The following is a 15,924-nucleotide window of genomic DNA, read 5'->3' as shown; positions in this document are numbered from 1 at the left end:
GGTCGGCACCAGGCCGACCATGACGGAAACGGCGCTCACCGATCGACCTCCCCGAACACGATATCGAGGGAGCCGAGGATCGCGGAGACGTCGGCGAGCATGTGCTTGCGGCACATGAAGTCCATGGCCTGGAGATGGGCGAAGCCCGGGGCCTTGATCTTGCAGCGATAGGGCTTGTTGGTGCCGTCGGAGACCAGATAGACGCCGAACTCGCCCTTCGGCGCCTCGACGGCGGCATAGACCTCGCCGGCCGGCACCTTGTAGCCCTCGGTATAGAGCTTGAAATGGTGGATCAGCGCTTCCATCGAGCGCTTCATCTCGCCGCGCTTGGGCGGCACCATCTTGCCGTCGAGCGAGGAGACCGGGCCGCCGCCATCGGGCGCCAGCAGCTTGTCGCAGCACTGCTTCATGATGCGCACCGACTGGCGCATCTCTTCCATGCGGATGTGGTAGCGGTCGAAGCAGTCGCCGTTCTTGCCGACGGGGATGTCGAATTCCATCTCCTCGTAGCACTCGTAGGGCTGCGATTTACGCAGGTCCCAGGGCGCGCCGGAGCCGCGCACCATCACGCCCGAGAAGCCCCATTTCCAGCAGGTTTCGAGATCGACCACGCCGATATCGACGTTGCGCTGCTTGAAGATGCGGTTATCGCTGAGCAGGCCTTCGAGGTCGTCACAGACCTGGAGGAAGGGGTCGCACCACTCGGCGATGTCGTGGATCAGCGAGACCGGAATATCCTGGTGCACGCCGCCGGGCCGGACATAGGCCGCGTGCATGCGCGCGCCGCAGGCCCGCTCGTAGAAGATCATCAGCTTCTCGCGCTCCTCGAAGCCCCAGAGCGGGGGCGTCAGCGCGCCGACGTCCATCGCCTGCGTCGTGACGTTGAGCAGATGCGAGAGGATGCGGCCGATCTCGGAATAGAGCACGCGGATGAGCTGGCCGCGGCGCGGCACGGTCACGCCGGCGAGGCGCTCGACCGCGAGCGCATAGGCATGCTCCTGGTTCATCGGCGCGACATAGTCGAGCCGGTCGAAATAGGGCACGGCCTGGAGATAGGTCTTGGCCTCGATCAGCTTCTCGGTGCCGCGATGCAGCAGGCCGATATGCGGATCGACGCGCTCGACGATCTCGCCGTCGAGCTCCAGCACGAGGCGCAGAACGCCGTGCGCGGCCGGGTGCTGCGGGCCGAAATTGATCGAGAAATTGCGGATATTGTGCTCGGTCATGCTCAGCCCGCCTGTTTCGCGGCGAATTCGGCGATCACCTGCGCGCCGGTCTTACGGCGCCGCTCGCCCGCGAAGGCGTAGAGGGCAGGTTTCTCGTCGATGAAGATCTCTTCGGCGAAGGTGAAGGACGACTGGTCGTCGAGGGCCTGGAAGGCCACCGCGACATGGCCGTCGCCGCCTTCGCGCAGGCGCCAGAACAGGCTCGTCCCGCATGTCGCGCAGAAGACGCGCTCGGCCCAGTCGGAGGATGGGTAGACGCCGAGCGCCTGCTCGTCCGCGACCGACACGCCGGTGCAAGGCACCGCCATGAAGACGCCGCCGCTCCATTTCCGGCACATGCCGCAATGGCAGACGTCCATCTCGGCCTTCTCTGGCTTGGCGGTGAAACGCACCGCGCCGCAGAGACAGCCGCCGGACAGGGTTTGCTGGCCAGACGCCATCACGCCCCCTTCGCCTTCTCGTCGCCCGGCAGCACGTAATCCGTGCCTTCCCAGGGCGAGAGGAAATCGAAGTTGCGGAATTCCTGGTTGAGCTTCACCGGCTCGTAGACGACGCGCTTCTGCTCGTCGTCGTAGCGGACCTCGACGAAGCCGGTCAGCGGGAAGTCCTTGCGCAGCGGGTAACCCTCGAAGCCGTAATCGGTGAGGATGCGGCGCAGGTCCGGGTGGCCGGAGAACAGGATGCCGTAGAAGTCGTAGGCCTCGCGCTCGAACCAGTTCGCCGCCGGGAAGACCTCGATCACGGAGGGGACGGGCGTCGCCTCGTCGGTCTGGACCTTCACGCGGATGCGGCGGTTATGGTGCGGCGCCAGCAGATGGTAGACGACGTCGAAGCGCTTCTCGCGGCCGGGATAATCGGCGCCGGCGATGTCGGTGAAGTTCACGAAGCGGAAGCGCGGGTCGCTGTAGAGCGTGCGCAGGACCGTGACGATTCGATCCGCCTCGGCATGGATCGTGAGCTCTTCGAAGGCGACGACCGCCTCCGTCACCGCGCCGGGCAGCGCGGCCTTGATCTCTTCGCCGAGTTGTACGAGCGCTTCGCTCATCGTCTCACCTTCTGCCCGTTCCGCGTCATGGTCGGGCCTGACCCGACCATCTCATGCAGGACGGGGCTCAAATCCCGTCTTCGTCGCCTCGCGCCTCTCCGTCAGGAGATGCCCGGGTCAAGCCCGGGCATGACGCATTCGTGTTAACGTTCGATCGTGCCGGTGCGGCGGATCTTCTTCTGCAGCAGCAGGACGCCGTAGAGCAGCGCCTCGGCCGTCGGCGGGCAGCCCGGGACATAGATGTCGATCGGGACGATGCGGTCGCAGCCGCGCACCACCGAGTAGCTGTAGTGGTAGTAGCCGCCGCCATTGGCGCAGGAACCCATCGAGATGACGTAGCGCGGCTCCGGCATCTGGTCGTAGACCTTGCGCAGAGCGGGAGCCATCTTGTTGGTCAGCGTGCCCGCGACGATCATCACGTCCGACTGGCGCGGCGAGGCGCGCGGCGCGAAGCCGAAGCGCTCGACGTCGTAGCGCGGCATCGAGAGCTGCATCATCTCGACGGCGCAGCAGGCCAGGCCGAACGTCATCCACATCAGCGAGCCGGTGCGGGCCCAGTTGATCAGATCGTCGGTCGCGGTGACGAGGAAACCCTTGTCGGCGAGTTCGTTGTTGATCTCGACGAAGAACGGATCACGCGCGCCCAACGGCTTGCCGTCGGGACCGAGCAAACCCCTCGGCGCCTGCGCGACGAGCGGATCACCACGATCGATCGCTGTGACTGCCATGACCTAATCCTCGTGAACCTTTGCCTGCCGGATCGAATGCGGAGCGCCGCCTCGCAACCCGACAGTCAGTCCCACTCCAGCGCGCCCTTGCGCCACTCGTAGATGAAACCCACGGTGAGCACGCCGAGAAAGACCATCATCGACCAGAAACCATACCAGCCGAGCCCGCCGAAGGCGACGGCCCAGGGGAACAGGAACGCGACCTCGAGATCGAAGATGATGAAGAGAATCGCGACCAGATAGAAGCGGACGTCGAACTTCATGCGGGCATCGTCGAAGGCGTTGAAGCCGCATTCATAGGCCGAGAGCTTTTCCGCGTCCGGCTTGGAATAGGCGATCGCGAAGGGAGCGATCAGCAGGGCCAGGCCGATTACCGCCGAGACGCCGATGAACAGCACCAGCGGCAGGTAGTCGCTCAGAATGGAAGGCACCGTGGCAGCTTGCATGGTCGAACTCGTTTCAGACGCCCCGGGGGCGGCTCGCTGTCCCAGTCGCTTAGACCCTCGATTAGAATGAAGCAAGACTCCGCCGCGCCGCACAATCGCCGCATCCGGGTTGAACCCAGCGCAGATTAAGGCAAAATCCGGCCACGTCCCGCCATCGCCCTGCAGAGCAGCGGCGAAAATCCGACAAAATCGCCTGCTTTCGGCAGGCGACCGCGGCAGTAAACCGTTCACCGTGCCGAATCGTTGCCGGCTGCGCGAGCGTTTCATCCCGAAAGGCCTTCGATGTTTCGCGATCCCCGCTCCGCCCGTCAGCCCTTCTTTCGCGGATATTCGACGGCGCGATGAGCCCGGCCTGCCTCCCGCTTGCGCTGGCCATGCCGGCGCTCGCCCTGCTGCTCTCGACGGCTGTCGTCTCCGCCCAGGAAGGCGAGCCGATGCGTGCCCCGCTGCCGCCGCAGCGCCCGTTCGACCTCGATCTCGAAGGCACGCCGAAGCTGCCCCCGATCATCGTGCCGCCGCCGACGCCGCGCGCCGCAGCTCCCGATACGCCGGTGCCGGCTGCTTCCGAGGAAACCCCGCCCGCGACACCGGCACCGGAAACCCCGGCCGCCGCGGCCACCCCACCCCAGCCCGGCGAGCCCGATGACGACGAAGGTGTCGAATGGCCGAAGCTGACGCCCGGCCAGAAGGCCGGTGCCGAACCCGATTTCGACCCGAACGAGCAGCCGGAACGGCCGGGCATCTCGACCGATCCCGGCACCTCGACCGCCTGCCTGCCGCAGGAGCTGAAGCTGATCCTCGGCAAGATCGCCGACCGATATGGCGCGGTGAAGGTGACTTCGACCTGGCGTCCGCCCTGGCGCGCGCGGCGCGGCTCCTATCACAAGGGCTGCCAGGCGATGGATTTCCGCGTCCCCGGCGTCAGGCCGCGCGCCGTGCTGGAATGGGTGCGCGCCCTGCCCGAGGTCGGCGGCAACCATGTCTACTGGAACGGGCTGATCCATATCGATACCGGACCGCGCCGGCCCTGGTAGGAGTTTTTTCGAAGCGTCTCTTACTCACGTCATGCTCGCCCTTATGGCGAGCATCCACGTCTTGAACGCAACTCTGCATCGGTGAAGGCGTGGATGGTTGGGACAGGCCCGACCATGACGACAATCCGTTCCGCTCGAGAATGACGGCGTGGATCCGCCCTCTTCAAAAACAGGCTTGACTGTTTGTAAGTTGAGTCGCACGGTTTCCCCATCGTCAAGGGGAGCGAGGTCGGAATGAGCGGCACCGGCAAGCGACGATCGCAGAAGGAACGCAGCGCGGAGACCTCCGCGCGGCTGATGAACGCGACCATCGACCTGCTGCACGACCAGGGGCTCGCCCGCACCACGACGCCCGAGATCGCCCGCGTCGCCGGCGTCTCCAGGGGCGCGCTGACCCATCATTTCGCCGGGCGCGAGGCGATCATCAGCGCTTCCATCGCCGACATGCTGGCCAAGGCGGCGCGCGGCCTGCACCGCTTCGCCGAGGACTTCATGGCGCGGGGCGGCTCCAGCGACGAGATCGTCGACTACATCTGGGAGATGATGGACGACCGGCTGTTCTACGTGACGATGGAATATCTGCCGGAAGCGCGCCACAACCCGGCTTTCCGTGCCGATCTCATACCGACGGTCAAGGAATTCCATGCAGGGCTCGATGCGGTCTGGACCGCGCTCGCGGCCCGCGCCGGCACGGCCCCGGACCATACCCGCACCGTCATGAACGCGACGATGTGCCTGGTCCGCGGCATGATCAGCCAGACCGTGCTGCGCCCGAACGACCCCGCCTATTACGACGGCCTGCTCGGCTTCTGGAAGCAGCAGGTCCGGCAGCATTTCCCGATGAAACCCGCAGCCGCCCTCGCCGGCAGGCGCAAGACGGTAGCGGCATGACGGCGGCGGCATGACGGCAGCACTGACCATCCAGGGGCTGACGCTCGGCTTCTACGGCGTGCAGGTTCTGCGCGGCGTCGATTTCGCGGTGCCTCAAGGCTCCTTCACCGGCCTGATCGGGCCGAACGGCGCCGGCAAGTCGACCCTGTTCAACGCGGTATCCGGGCTTTACCGGCCGCAGGCGGGCTCGGTCCGGCTCGGGGCGACCGAGACGGCGGGGATGCCGCCGGAGAAGCTCGTCGCGGCGGGACTTGTCCGCTCCTTCCAGCTCGCGCGCGGCTTTCCCAAGCTCAGCGTCTTCCAGCACCTGATGCTCTACGGCGCCGACCAGCCGGGCGAGGGCCTGCTGGCCGGGCTGATCGGCACGGGCGGGGCCAGGCGGCGTGAAGCCGAACTCTCCGAGCGCGCCTTCGGCATCGCACGAAGGCTCAAGCTCGACCATGTGCTCGACAATCCCGTCACCGCCCTTTCCGGCGGCCAGAAGAAGCTGGTCGAGATCGGCCGCGCGCTGATGGCCGAGCCGAAGCTGCTGCTGCTCGACGAGCCGATGGCGGGCGTCAATCCAAGCCTGACCGAGCAGATCGCCGAGCATCTCGTAGGTCTCAACCGCGACGGTTTGACGATCTGCCTGATCGAGCACGACATGGGGCTGATCCGAAAGCTCTGCGCGCCCGTCGTCGTCATGGCCGAGGGCAAGACGCTGACTCAAGGGTCGTTCGACGAGGTCGCCGCTGACACCCGCGTGCAGGAAGCCTATCTCGGGAGGCGTCATTGAGCGCGGCACAGGGCAAGCTGCTCGCCGTCGACGGCATCGTCGCCGGCTATGGCGCGGCCGAGCAGATTCTGAAGGGGACTTCGCTCACGGTCGCTCCCGGCGAGATCGTCTCGATCATCGGGCCGAACGGCGCCGGCAAGTCGACATTGCTCAAGACCATCGCGGGCCTCGTCAAGGCGCGCGACGGCACGATCAAGCTGAAAGGCGGCGACGTCACCCGCGAGAATGCGCTCGGCCGGGCCAGGTCCGGCATCGGCTTCGTGCCGCAGGAGCGCAATGTCTTCGGCGCGATGACGGTCGCGGAAAACCTCGAGATCAGCGGCTTCCAGGAGCCGGGCAAGGTCGGGGAGCGCAGCGAACAGATGTACGCGCGCTATCCGATGCTGGCCGAGAAGCGCAAGGCGCTGGCGCGTACGCTCTCGGGCGGCCAGCGCCAGATCCTCGCCATGGCGATGGGGCTGATGAACGCCCCTGCCCTGCTGCTGCTCGACGAGCCGACGGCGGGTCTCTCTCCCAAGGCTGCCGACGAGCTGTTCGACGCCATCGTCTCGCTCAACAAGGGCGGCCTGCCGATCCTGATGGTCGAGCAGCACGCGCTCGAAGCGCTGCAGATCTCGACGCGCGGCTATGTGCTGGTCTCCGGCCGCAACAGCCGCGAGGGCGCAGGCCCCGCGCTCGCCACCGACCCCGAAATCCGCCGCCTCTTCCTCGGCGGCTAGGACGACGCCGACACGACAGCAAACCAACAAGACAACAGGGGAACATCATGACTGAGTTCACGACCGATCGCCGCACGCTTCTGGCAGGCGCCGCAGCGCTTGCCGGCCTCTCCGCCCTGCCCGGCCGCGCGCTCGCCCAGGGCTCGCCGATCAGGATCGGCACCCTGACGCCGCTCACCGGCGCCGGCGGCCCCTATGGCCCGGTCATGGTCAAGGCGGTGAAGGCCGTGATCGACGAGGTCAATGCCGCCGGCGGCGTGCTCGGTCGCAAGGTCGAACTGATCTCGGAAGACGACCAGACCAACCCGGAAGCCGGCGTGCGCGCCGCCCGCAAGCTGATCGACGTCGACAAGGTCTCGGCGATCGTCGGCACCTGGGCCTCGTCGGTCACCACCGCGGTGGCGCCGCTCTGCTGGGAATCGAAGACGTTCCTCGCAACCGTCTCCGGTGCCGATTCGATCACGCAGCTGCCGCATCAGGGCTACCTGATCCGCACCCAGCCAAACACGACCCTGCAGGGCCGCAAGTTCGGCGAGTTCTGCGTTGCCGAGAAGGCCAAGCGCGTCTTCTTCGTCTCGCCGCAGACGCCCTTCGCCAAGAGCCAGTTCGACAACATCACCGAGGCCGTGAAGAAGGCCGGCGGCGAGACCGGCTCGCTGATCTATGACGACAAGAAGCCGGCCTATCGCAGCGAGATCGACGAGGTGCTGCGCTTCAAGCCCGACGCGATCATCTTCGGTGGCTACACGCCCGATACCGCCGTCATGCTCAAGGACGCCTATCGCGCCGGCTATTCCGGGCTGAAGGTCGCCTTCGGCTATGCGGTCAACCAGAAGCTGGTCGAGAGCGTGCCGGCCGAGGTGGTCGACAAGACCTTCACCATCGCACCTTCGCCGGCCGAGGGCTCGAAGGCCTATGCACGGTTGGTCAAGATGATCGGCGTCGCCTCGCCCGATCCCTACACCACCCAGGTCTACGACCAGATCAACCTGATCCTGATGGCGATCGCGCTGGCCGGCGATGCATCGGGCACCGCGATCAAGGATGCGGTGCGCAAGGTCAGCCAGGCGCAGGGCGGCGCCAAGGTCGACAACGCGCTCGACGGGCTCAAGGCGATCGCCGCCAAGCAGCCCGTGGACTATGACGGTGCCAGCGGTCCGTGCGACTTCACCGAAACCGGCGACATCGCCGATTGCCAGTTCCGCTACGAGCAGGTCCGGGACGGCAAGCTCGCGCTGGTGAAGATCGCGTGAGCCAGTTGCTGCAGGCGCTCGTCAACGGGGTGATGACCGGGACGCTGATCGCCGTCCCGGCCATCGGCTTCTCCGCCATCTTCGCGGTGCTGCGCTATCCGAACTTCGCCATCGCGGCCTATGCGACCATCGGCGCCTTCGCCGCCTGGTGGGCGAATGTCGCGATGGCGCTGCCGGTGCCGGCCGCGCTCCTCGTCGCCTTCGCGGTGACGGGGCTCATTGGCGTCGTCGCGGAAGAGACCTCGCTGAAGCGCCTGCGCAACAACGGCGCGCTGATCGTCGCCATCGCCTCGATCGCGCTCAATCTCGTGCTGGAGAACATCGTCCGCTTCATCTTCGGCAACGAGATGCGCGGCTACGACCTGCCGATCGCGCGCGACATGCGCTTCGGCGATCTGCGCATCGGCCCGCAGCAGCTCCAGAGCCTGCTGCTGGCGGTCGCGATCATGGCGGCGATGTTCCTGTTCCTGCGCTATACCCGCTTCGGCAAGGCGATGCGCGCCGTCGCCGACAATCCCGACCTCGCCCGGCTGAAAGGAATCGACCCCGCGAAGATCGCGATCGTCACGATCTTCATCGGCGCCGGATTGACCGGCGTGGGCGGCGTGCTGATCGGGCTCGACACCTCGATCGACCCGCTGACCGGCTATCGCGTGCTGCTCTCGGTCTTCGCAGCCGCCGTACTAGGTGGGCTCGGCTCGATCCCCGGCGCGGTCGTCGGCGCCCTGATGCTCGGCATCGCCGAGGAGCTGGCACTGCTCGTCGTGCCCGCGACCTATCGCACCGGCGTCGGCTTCGTCGCGATCCTGCTGATGCTCACCTTCCGCCCGCGCGGCATCCTCGGGGAAAGGGCCGCCTGATGCTGTCCTATCTGATCTTCACCCTGACGCTCTGCGCCATCTACGGCCTGCTCGCGCTCAGCCTCAACCTGATCTGGGGCGGCGCGGGCCTGGTCAATCTGGGTCTCGCCGGCTTCTTCGCGGTCGGCGCCTATGCCTCGGCGCTGGCGACGGGGGCCGGCGCGCCGGTCTTGATCGGCTGGGGCGCGGCGCTGGTCGTGGGAGCCGCGGTCGGCCTCGTCGTCACCTTCGCGACGCTGCGCCTGCGCGACGACTATCTCGCCATCGTCACGCTGGGTTTTGCCGAGGTCATCCGGCTCGTGGCGCTGAACGAACGCTGGCTGACCAACGGCTCGGACGGCATCTCCGGCATCAAGGCGCCGCTCAAGGCCGAGCTCGGCACACAGAACTTCGCCTATTTCTATCTCGGCCTCGCCACGCTGGTTCTGGTGGTCGTCTGGGCGCTGCTGCGCCGGCTCGACGCCTCGCCCTATGGCCGGGCGCTCAAGGCGATCCGCGAGGACCAGCAGCTCGCCGCCTTCGCCGGCAAGCCGGTCTTGCGCTTCAAGCTCCAGGCCTTCGCGCTTTCGGCCGCGATCGCAGCGCTGGCGGGGGCGCTCTACGCGCATTTCCAGTCCTATGTCTCGCCTGACCATTTCCAGCCGCTGATCACGATCTACATCTTCCTCGCCGTCACGGCCGGCGGCGTCGGGCGCCCGAGCGGGGCCGTGCTCGGCGCCTATCTCGTCGTGATCTTCCTGGAGGCGACCCGCTTCGTCACCGAATGGGTGCCGGGCCTGCAACCGGTCCAGCTCGCGGCCATGCGCGAGATGCTGATCGGCATCGCCCTCATCCTCGTCCTGCATCTCAAGCCGCAGGGCATCCTGCCCGAGTGCATCCCGAAGGCGCCGGTCCCTCCGACCGCCGCTTAAACCGAAGGCCTGCCCATGTCCGACGATCTCGCCACCCTCTCCGCCCTCATCAGGGAGCCCGGCCAGCCCGACACGGTGTTCAAGGCCTTCGAGGACATCACCCGCCGCCTCGTCGGCCACGAATTGTTCACGCTGCTCTATGTCGACGGGCAGGAGGTCGCGCGCATCTATTCCAACCGGCCGGCGGAGTATCCGGTCTCCGGCCGCAAGACGATGGGCCCGACGCCCTGGGGCAAGCATGTGCTCGACGGCCGCCAGCCCTATCTCGGCAAGGACAAGGCCGGCATCCGCTGGGCCTTCTTCGACCATGAATTGATCGAGAGCATGGGGCTCGGCTCCGTGATCAACATCCCCGCGATCTATGACGGCAAGGTCGTCGGCACGATCAATCTGCTCGCGCCCGAGCACCATTACCGCGAGGAGCATGTCGCGCCGGTCGAGCGGCTCGCGCCGCTGCTGGTGCCGGCCTTCCTTGCCGCGCGCGCCGCCAACAAGGCCGCCTGATCCCGTTTCCCCGACGCATCCTGACTGAAGGAACATGCAAGTGGCTTCCACCCTGTTCACCAATGCCCGCATCGTCGACGGCTCGGCGCCGGAAGCGGGCGCGCCCGTCAGCGTCCTCGTCGAGGGCAGCACCATCCGCGAGGTCGGCAAATCCGTAACCTCGGCCAAGGCCAAGGTCGTCGATCTCAAGGGCAGGACGCTGATGCCCGGCCTGATCGACGCCCATGTCCATGTCGTGGCCGGCGTCGCCGATCTCGGCGCCAATTCCCGCCTGCCGGATTCGCTGGTCACCGCCCGCTCCTTCGGGATCATGCGGGCGATGCTGATGCGCGGCTTCACCACGGTGCGCGATGTCGGCGGCGCCGATTTCGGCCTGAAGCAGGCGACGGAGGAAGGCGATTTCCCGACACCGCGCCTCGTCATCTCCGGCAAGGCGCTGAGCCAGACCGGCGGCCATGCCGATTTCCGCGGCCGCTATGACGACCGCCCGAGCGTGATCGAGCGCCATCGCCTCGGCGCGCTCGGCCGCATCTGCGACGGCGTCGACCAGGTCCGCCGCGCCGCGCGCGAGGAGCTGAAGGGCGGGGCCGACTTCATCAAGATCATGGCCAATGGCGGCTGCGCCTCGCCGACCGACCCGATCCATTTCCTCGGTTTCTCCGTCAGCGAACTCGAGGCCGTGGTCGAGGAAGCGAGGATGGCCGGCACCTATGTCTCGGCCCATGTCTATACCGACGACGCCATCCGCCGCTGCGTCGAGGCCGGCGTGCATTCGCTGGAGCATTGCAACCTGATCAAGGCCGAGACGGCGAAGCTCGCGGCCAGCAAGGGCGCCGTCGCGGTTCCGACGCTGGTGACCTATGACAAGCTGGTCTCGGACGGGCCGAAGCTCGGCTTCCCGCCGGATTCGGTCGCCAAGGTCGATGTCGTGCGCTCGGCCGGCATGGAATCGCTCGCCATCATGAAGAAGGCCGGCCTGACCATGGCCTATGGCAGCGACCTGCTCGGCGAGATGCACAAGTACCAGTCCGAGGAGTTCGTGATCCGCGGCCGCGCCCTGCCGGCCCACGAGGTCATCGCCTCGGCGACCCATGTCGCGGCCAAGCTCCTGAGGATGGAAGGCCTGATCGGCACGGTCGCGGCCGGCGCCCATGCCGACCTGATCGTCGTCGACGGCGATCCGCTGAAGGACCTCTCGCTGCTGACCCGACAGGGCCGGCACATGCCTGTCATCATGAAGGGCGGCACCTTCATGAAGCGCGCCAGCCTGAACTGACGGCACCAGGCCGGCGGGGCCCCTCGCCCCGCCGCGCATGCCCCGGCTATGGCGCGACGGATTTCTTCGCCATACTGGCTTTCGGCCGCATGCGGATTCGAAAGCCTGTGAAGCGATTGCCTGTCCCGCTCGTTGCATTCTGCGCCGTCGCGCTCGGCGGCGTGGCGCGGGCGGCCACCGATGCGGGCGAGATCGTCAGGCAGGCTGTCCGCCGCCACGACATCCAGACGCAGATGCCCGCCCCCGAGGCGAAGGCGGCGAGCTGGCTGGACTGGCTGAAGTTCGACATTTCGGCCGACATGGCGCGCCTCCTGCTCTGGGGCGCCGTCATCATCGGCGTGGCCGTGACGATCTGGTCCCTGCGCGACAGCCTGCCGGCCTTCAGCCGCTCGCGCCGGATCAGGGCGGCGGACCTCCCGGCCGGCTCGTCCGATGCCTCCGCCCGGATGAACGAAGCGCAGGTCGAAGCCGACGACCTCGCCAGCCGGGGGCATTATGGCGAGGCCATGCATGTGCTGCTGCTGAATAGCCTCGCCGAGATAAAACTCCGGCTCGGCACCAGCTTCGCGGTTTCGCTGACGAGCCGGGAGATCCTGCGCAAGGTCTCCCTGCCGCAGGCGGGAAGCGGCGCGCTCGGCGCCATCGTCCGGTCGGTCGAGCAGACCTATTTCGGCGGAAGGCCGGCGGGGCAGCAGGATTATCTCGGCTGCCGGCAGGAGTTCGAGACGCTGAAGCGCTCTCTGGCGACGGGAGCAGCCTGATGGCGGCAATGACCTTCCAACCGCGCGTCCTCGCAGCGCTCGCCGCGGCGCTCTGCACCCTCTTCGCGGCATCGCTGCTGCTGACGGGAATGGGCGGGCGCGAGGCGGCGGGCCTCGCATCCGGCGCCAACAGCTATTCCAATTCCGCCGTCGGCCATCTCGCCTTCCACGACCTGCTCGATGGCCTGGGCTACCGGACGCTGCGCGCCGAGGACCGGCCCCTGGAGGCGATCGGCGAGAGCGGCGTGCTCATCCTCGCCGAGCCGGCAGGCAGTCTCGCCAGCGACGAGAACCGCAACAAGCTCGGAACCGCCGGCCGCATCCTGCTCGTCCTGCCGAAATGGACCGTGCGCCCGGGCGAGCGGCGCAAGGACTGGATCGGCCACGCGGAGCTTGCGCCGGTGCTGCGTGTACAAGCCGCGCTCAGCGCGGCGGTCAGTGGCGGCGATATCGTCCGGACCAAGCCGCCTACGTCCTACAGCAAGGTGATCACCGCGGCTGACCCGACCGTGCAGGGCGAGCTCCAGCTCATCAAGGGCTCCAACCTCACGCCGCTGATCTCGACCCCGGACGGCATCCTGCTCGGCGAGTTGCGACAGGGCAATCGCCGGACGCTGGTGCTGGCCGATCCCGACCCGATCGAGAACCACGGCATCGGCAAGGGCCAGAATGCCGCCTTCGTACGCGACATGGTCGCAGCCTTGGCCGATGGCCGGAGCCGCACGCTGGTCTTCGACGAGACCATCCACGGCTTCCGAAGATCGCCACCCAACCTGCTGAAATTCCTCTATGAATTCCCGTTCAATCTCGTACTTGCCCAGATCGTCGCAGCGATCGCATTGCTGCTCTGGGCGGCGATGGGACGCTTCGGCGCGCCCCTGCCGGCGCCGCGCCGGCTCGATGCCGGCCGGCATGCCCTGATCGGCAATGCCGCAGCTCTCGTCGACTATGCCGGGCACCATGCCGCGATCCTGCAGCGCTATATCGCGATGACGCTGCAGGACGCCGCGCGGGTCTTGCGCGCGCCGGCCGGGCTCGAAGGCGCTGCGCTGACCGCATGGCTGGTGCAGGCGTCCGAGGCGCGCGGCATCGACCCGAAACCGCTCGCCGGGCTGGCCGACAACCCAGTGGCCGGCTCCCGCAATCTCGCCTCGCTGCTTGCCGCGGCGCAGGCGCTCCATCACTGGCGCAAGGACATGCCGCATGGAACTCCGCGACGTCTCGACGATCACTGAAGGGCTTCGCGGCGAAATCCGCAAAGCCGTCGTCGGCCAGGACGAGGTCGTCGAGCTGATGCTCGTCAGCCTGCTCTGCGGCGGGCATGTCCTGCTGGAGGGCGTGCCGGGCACGGCCAAGACGCTGCTGGCGCAAAGCTTCGCGGCCGGGCTTTCGCTGCGCTTCGGGCGCATCCAGTTCACGCCGGACATGATGCCGGGCGACCTGCTCGGCACCAATCTCTTCGATTTCCGCACCAGCAGCTTCAACCTGACGCGCGGCCCGATCTTCACCGACATCCTGCTTGCCGACGAGATCAACCGCACGCCCCCCAAGACGCAGGCCGCGCTGTTGCAGGCGATGAACGAGCGCAACGTCACCATCGACGGCACCACCCATCCGCTGGGCGAGGCCTTCATGGTGGTGGCGACCCAGAACCCGATCGAGCAGCAGGGCACCTATCCGCTACCCGAGGCGCAGCTCGACCGCTTCCTGTTCAAGATCAACCTCGCCTATCCCAGCCGCGAGGAGGAATTCGCCATCGTCGCGCGCCATGGGCACCGCGCCGCCATGCCGAAGCTCGCGGAGTTCGGCCTCGCCTCGGTGGTCTCGGAACAGCACTTGCTGGCGGCGCGCGCGCTGGTCGGCGGGATCGCGCTCGGCGAGCCGCTGGTCGGCTATATCGTCGATCTCATCCGCGCGACGCGCGAGCACCCGGCGATCGAGACCGGCGCCTCGCCGCGCGCCGCGACGATGCTGGCCTCGGCCAGCCGGGCGCGGGCTGCGACGCAAGGACGCGACTTCGTCATCCCCGACGACGTCAAGGGCATCGCCCTGCCCCTGCTGCGTCACCGGATCGTGCTCGCGCCCAATGCCGAGATCGACGGCCTGGTCGCCGACAAGGTCATTCTCGAACTGATCGACCAGGTCGCCGTGCCGCGATGATCAGGCCGACACCGCGCGCCGTCCTGCTCTTCGGGGCGACCGTGCCGGTCGCCATCGGCCTGCTGATCCATGACCCGGCGCTCTGGCCAATCGCGCTCGATCTCGGCCTGTTCGTGCTGGCGCTGATCGGGCTCGACGCCCTGCTCTGCGTCCGGCCGTCGCGATTGGCGCTCACGGTCGATGCCCCGCCGCGATTATATATCGGCAGCGAAGAGCAATTGAGCGTGAGCGCCGGCATCGAGGGCGCATCAAGGGCGGTCGCGATCCAGGTCCTGCCCGAACAGAGCGGCGATACCGCGCCGCCCGAACCTGCCCGGCTGGAGGTTCCGCCGGGAACGGTGGGCATGGTCACGCTGCCGATCCGGCCGCTCCGGCGCGGACGGATTGTCATCGAGGCGCTCTGGCTGCGCTGGCACGGGCCGCTCGGCCTCGCCGGCCGGAGCCAGCGCCGGCCGCAGGCGCTCACGATCGATGTCGTGCCCGATATCCGCGGCATCGCCTCGGCCGCCGTGCAGTTCTTCAGCCGCGATGCCATCGATGGCATCAAGGTCCAGCGCCAGAAGGGCGAAGGCACCGAGTTCGAGGCCCTGCGCGACCATGTCCAGGGGCTCGACAACCGCTTCATCGACTGGAAGCACTCGGCCAAGCATCTCAAGCTGCTGTCGAAGGAATTCCGGATCGAGCGCAACCACCAGATCGTGCTCGCCTTCGACACCGGCTACCTGATGGCGGAGCCGATCGACGGCCTGCCGCGCCTCGACCACGCGATCCATGCCGGGCTGTTGCTCGGCTGGGTCGCATTGCGCAGCGGCGACCATGTCGGTTCGTTCGGCTTCGATGCACGCATCCGGCAATATCTCCAGCCCTCGCCTGGCCGCAGCGCCTTCGCCCGGCTCCAGAACGCATCGAGCCAGCTCGGTTATCGGGCCGAGGAGACCAATTTCACGCTGGGCCTGGCCGAGCTGAACGCTCGCCTGAAGCGCCGGGCGCTGGTCGTCCTGTTCACCGAGTTCATCGACACCACGACGGCGGGGCTCCTGCTCGAAAGCCTCCAGCGCATGGCCAATCGCCACGCCGTGATCTTCGTCACGCTGCGCGACCCGCTCTTGGCCGATATCGTCGAGGCCGAGCCCGCGGGCTTCCGGCCGGTCGCCGAGGCGGTCGTCGCGCGCGACCTGCAGCGCGAGCGCGCGGTGGTGCTGGAGCGACTGGCGCGGATGGGCGTGCATTGCCTGGAGATTCCGCCGCGCGGCCTCGCCGTCGGCCTGGTCAACCGCTACCTCACCATCAAGCAGAGGGGGCTGCTATAGAACCGAACAGCGCCTCGACGGCGGC

The 15,924-nt window shown here is 67.4% G+C and carries 18 protein-coding genes; 13 read left to right on the top strand and 5 right to left on the bottom strand.

Features of this window, described 5'->3' with window-relative positions; genetic code table 11:
* Positions 1-35: 35 nt before the first annotated feature.
* The 5 genes from OCUBac02_RS13035 to OCUBac02_RS13015 form a co-directional block, all read right to left on the bottom strand.
* Positions 36-1,226 (bottom strand): NADH-quinone oxidoreductase subunit D, encoded by a 1,191-nt coding sequence (locus OCUBac02_RS13035; RefSeq protein ID WP_173046139.1) that lies wholly within the window; start codon positions 1,224-1,226, stop codon positions 36-38.
* Positions 1,227-1,228: 2 nt separating this feature from the next.
* Entirely contained in the window at positions 1,229-1,666 is a 438-nt protein-coding gene (locus tag OCUBac02_RS13030; RefSeq protein ID WP_047578399.1) for a GFA family protein, read from the bottom strand.
* Complete coding sequence (locus OCUBac02_RS13025; protein WP_173046137.1) at positions 1,666-2,271, bottom strand: NADH-quinone oxidoreductase subunit C; 606 nt, start codon at positions 2,269-2,271, stop codon at positions 1,666-1,668. Before OCUBac02_RS13025 ends, OCUBac02_RS13030 begins: the two co-directional genes overlap by 1 nt.
* A gap of 143 nt (positions 2,272-2,414) precedes the next feature.
* Positions 2,415-2,999 (bottom strand): NuoB/complex I 20 kDa subunit family protein, encoded by a 585-nt coding sequence (locus OCUBac02_RS13020; protein ID WP_173046135.1) that lies wholly within the window; start codon positions 2,997-2,999, stop codon positions 2,415-2,417.
* A gap of 65 nt (positions 3,000-3,064) precedes the next feature.
* Positions 3,065-3,445: an NADH-quinone oxidoreductase subunit A gene (locus OCUBac02_RS13015; protein WP_374678812.1), complete on the bottom strand. Its 381-nt coding sequence runs from the start codon at positions 3,443-3,445 to the stop codon at positions 3,065-3,067.
* Between the two features lie 341 nt (positions 3,446-3,786).
* Between OCUBac02_RS13015 and OCUBac02_RS13010 the strand changes: the two genes are divergently transcribed.
* The 13 genes from OCUBac02_RS13010 (at position 3,787) to OCUBac02_RS12950 (ending at position 15,899) form a co-directional block, all read left to right on the top strand.
* Positions 3,787-4,479 carry a YcbK family protein gene (locus OCUBac02_RS13010; protein WP_173046133.1) on the top strand — a complete coding sequence of 231 codons (693 nt, stop codon included), beginning with the start codon at positions 3,787-3,789 and terminating at the stop codon, positions 4,477-4,479.
* 234 nt (positions 4,480-4,713) lie between these two features.
* A complete protein-coding gene (locus tag OCUBac02_RS13005; RefSeq protein ID WP_052232127.1) occupies positions 4,714-5,370 on the top strand; it encodes a TetR/AcrR family transcriptional regulator in 657 nt (218 codons plus the stop codon).
* A gap of 10 nt (positions 5,371-5,380) precedes the next feature.
* Entirely contained in the window at positions 5,381-6,145 is a 765-nt protein-coding gene (locus OCUBac02_RS13000) for an ABC transporter ATP-binding protein (RefSeq protein ID WP_173046131.1), read from the top strand.
* A complete protein-coding gene (locus tag OCUBac02_RS12995) occupies positions 6,142-6,864 on the top strand; it encodes an ABC transporter ATP-binding protein (protein WP_244638919.1) in 723 nt (240 codons plus the stop codon). Before OCUBac02_RS13000 ends, OCUBac02_RS12995 begins: the two co-directional genes overlap by 4 nt.
* A gap of 47 nt (positions 6,865-6,911) precedes the next feature.
* Positions 6,912-8,117 (top strand): ABC transporter substrate-binding protein, encoded by a 1,206-nt coding sequence (locus OCUBac02_RS12990; protein ID WP_047576674.1) that lies wholly within the window; start codon positions 6,912-6,914, stop codon positions 8,115-8,117.
* Positions 8,114-8,977 (top strand): branched-chain amino acid ABC transporter permease, encoded by an 864-nt coding sequence (locus OCUBac02_RS12985; RefSeq protein ID WP_244638917.1) that lies wholly within the window; start codon positions 8,114-8,116, stop codon positions 8,975-8,977. Before OCUBac02_RS12990 ends, OCUBac02_RS12985 begins: the two co-directional genes overlap by 4 nt.
* Positions 8,977-9,888: a branched-chain amino acid ABC transporter permease gene (locus OCUBac02_RS12980; RefSeq protein ID WP_173046129.1), complete on the top strand. Its 912-nt coding sequence runs from the start codon at positions 8,977-8,979 to the stop codon at positions 9,886-9,888. The genes OCUBac02_RS12985 and OCUBac02_RS12980 overlap by 1 nt, the downstream gene beginning before the upstream one ends.
* Before the next feature lie 15 nt (positions 9,889-9,903).
* Entirely contained in the window at positions 9,904-10,392 is a 489-nt protein-coding gene (locus tag OCUBac02_RS12975; protein WP_047576679.1) for a GAF domain-containing protein, read from the top strand.
* A gap of 40 nt (positions 10,393-10,432) precedes the next feature.
* Positions 10,433-11,668, top strand: coding sequence for a metal-dependent hydrolase family protein (locus OCUBac02_RS12970; protein WP_173046127.1), 1,236 nt, complete (start codon positions 10,433-10,435; stop codon positions 11,666-11,668).
* A 107-nt stretch (positions 11,669-11,775) separates the two neighbouring features.
* On the top strand, positions 11,776-12,429 hold the full coding sequence (locus OCUBac02_RS12965) for a hypothetical protein (RefSeq protein ID WP_173046125.1): 654 nt from the start codon (positions 11,776-11,778) through the stop codon (positions 12,427-12,429).
* Positions 12,429-13,664 (top strand): DUF4350 domain-containing protein, encoded by a 1,236-nt coding sequence (locus tag OCUBac02_RS12960; RefSeq protein ID WP_173046123.1) that lies wholly within the window; start codon positions 12,429-12,431, stop codon positions 13,662-13,664. Before OCUBac02_RS12965 ends, OCUBac02_RS12960 begins: the two co-directional genes overlap by 1 nt.
* Complete coding sequence (locus tag OCUBac02_RS12955) at positions 13,633-14,589, top strand: AAA family ATPase (protein ID WP_047575463.1); 957 nt, start codon at positions 13,633-13,635, stop codon at positions 14,587-14,589. Before OCUBac02_RS12960 ends, OCUBac02_RS12955 begins: the two co-directional genes overlap by 32 nt.
* On the top strand, positions 14,586-15,899 hold the full coding sequence (locus OCUBac02_RS12950; protein WP_173046121.1) for a DUF58 domain-containing protein: 1,314 nt from the start codon (positions 14,586-14,588) through the stop codon (positions 15,897-15,899). The genes OCUBac02_RS12955 and OCUBac02_RS12950 overlap by 4 nt, the downstream gene beginning before the upstream one ends.
* Positions 15,900-15,924: the final 25 nt, after the last annotated feature.

The organism is Bosea sp. ANAM02 (genome assembly GCF_011764485.1).
GTDB lineage: Bacteria > Pseudomonadota > Alphaproteobacteria > Rhizobiales > Beijerinckiaceae > Allobosea.
This window is presented reverse-complemented; position numbering and strand designations above follow the sequence as displayed.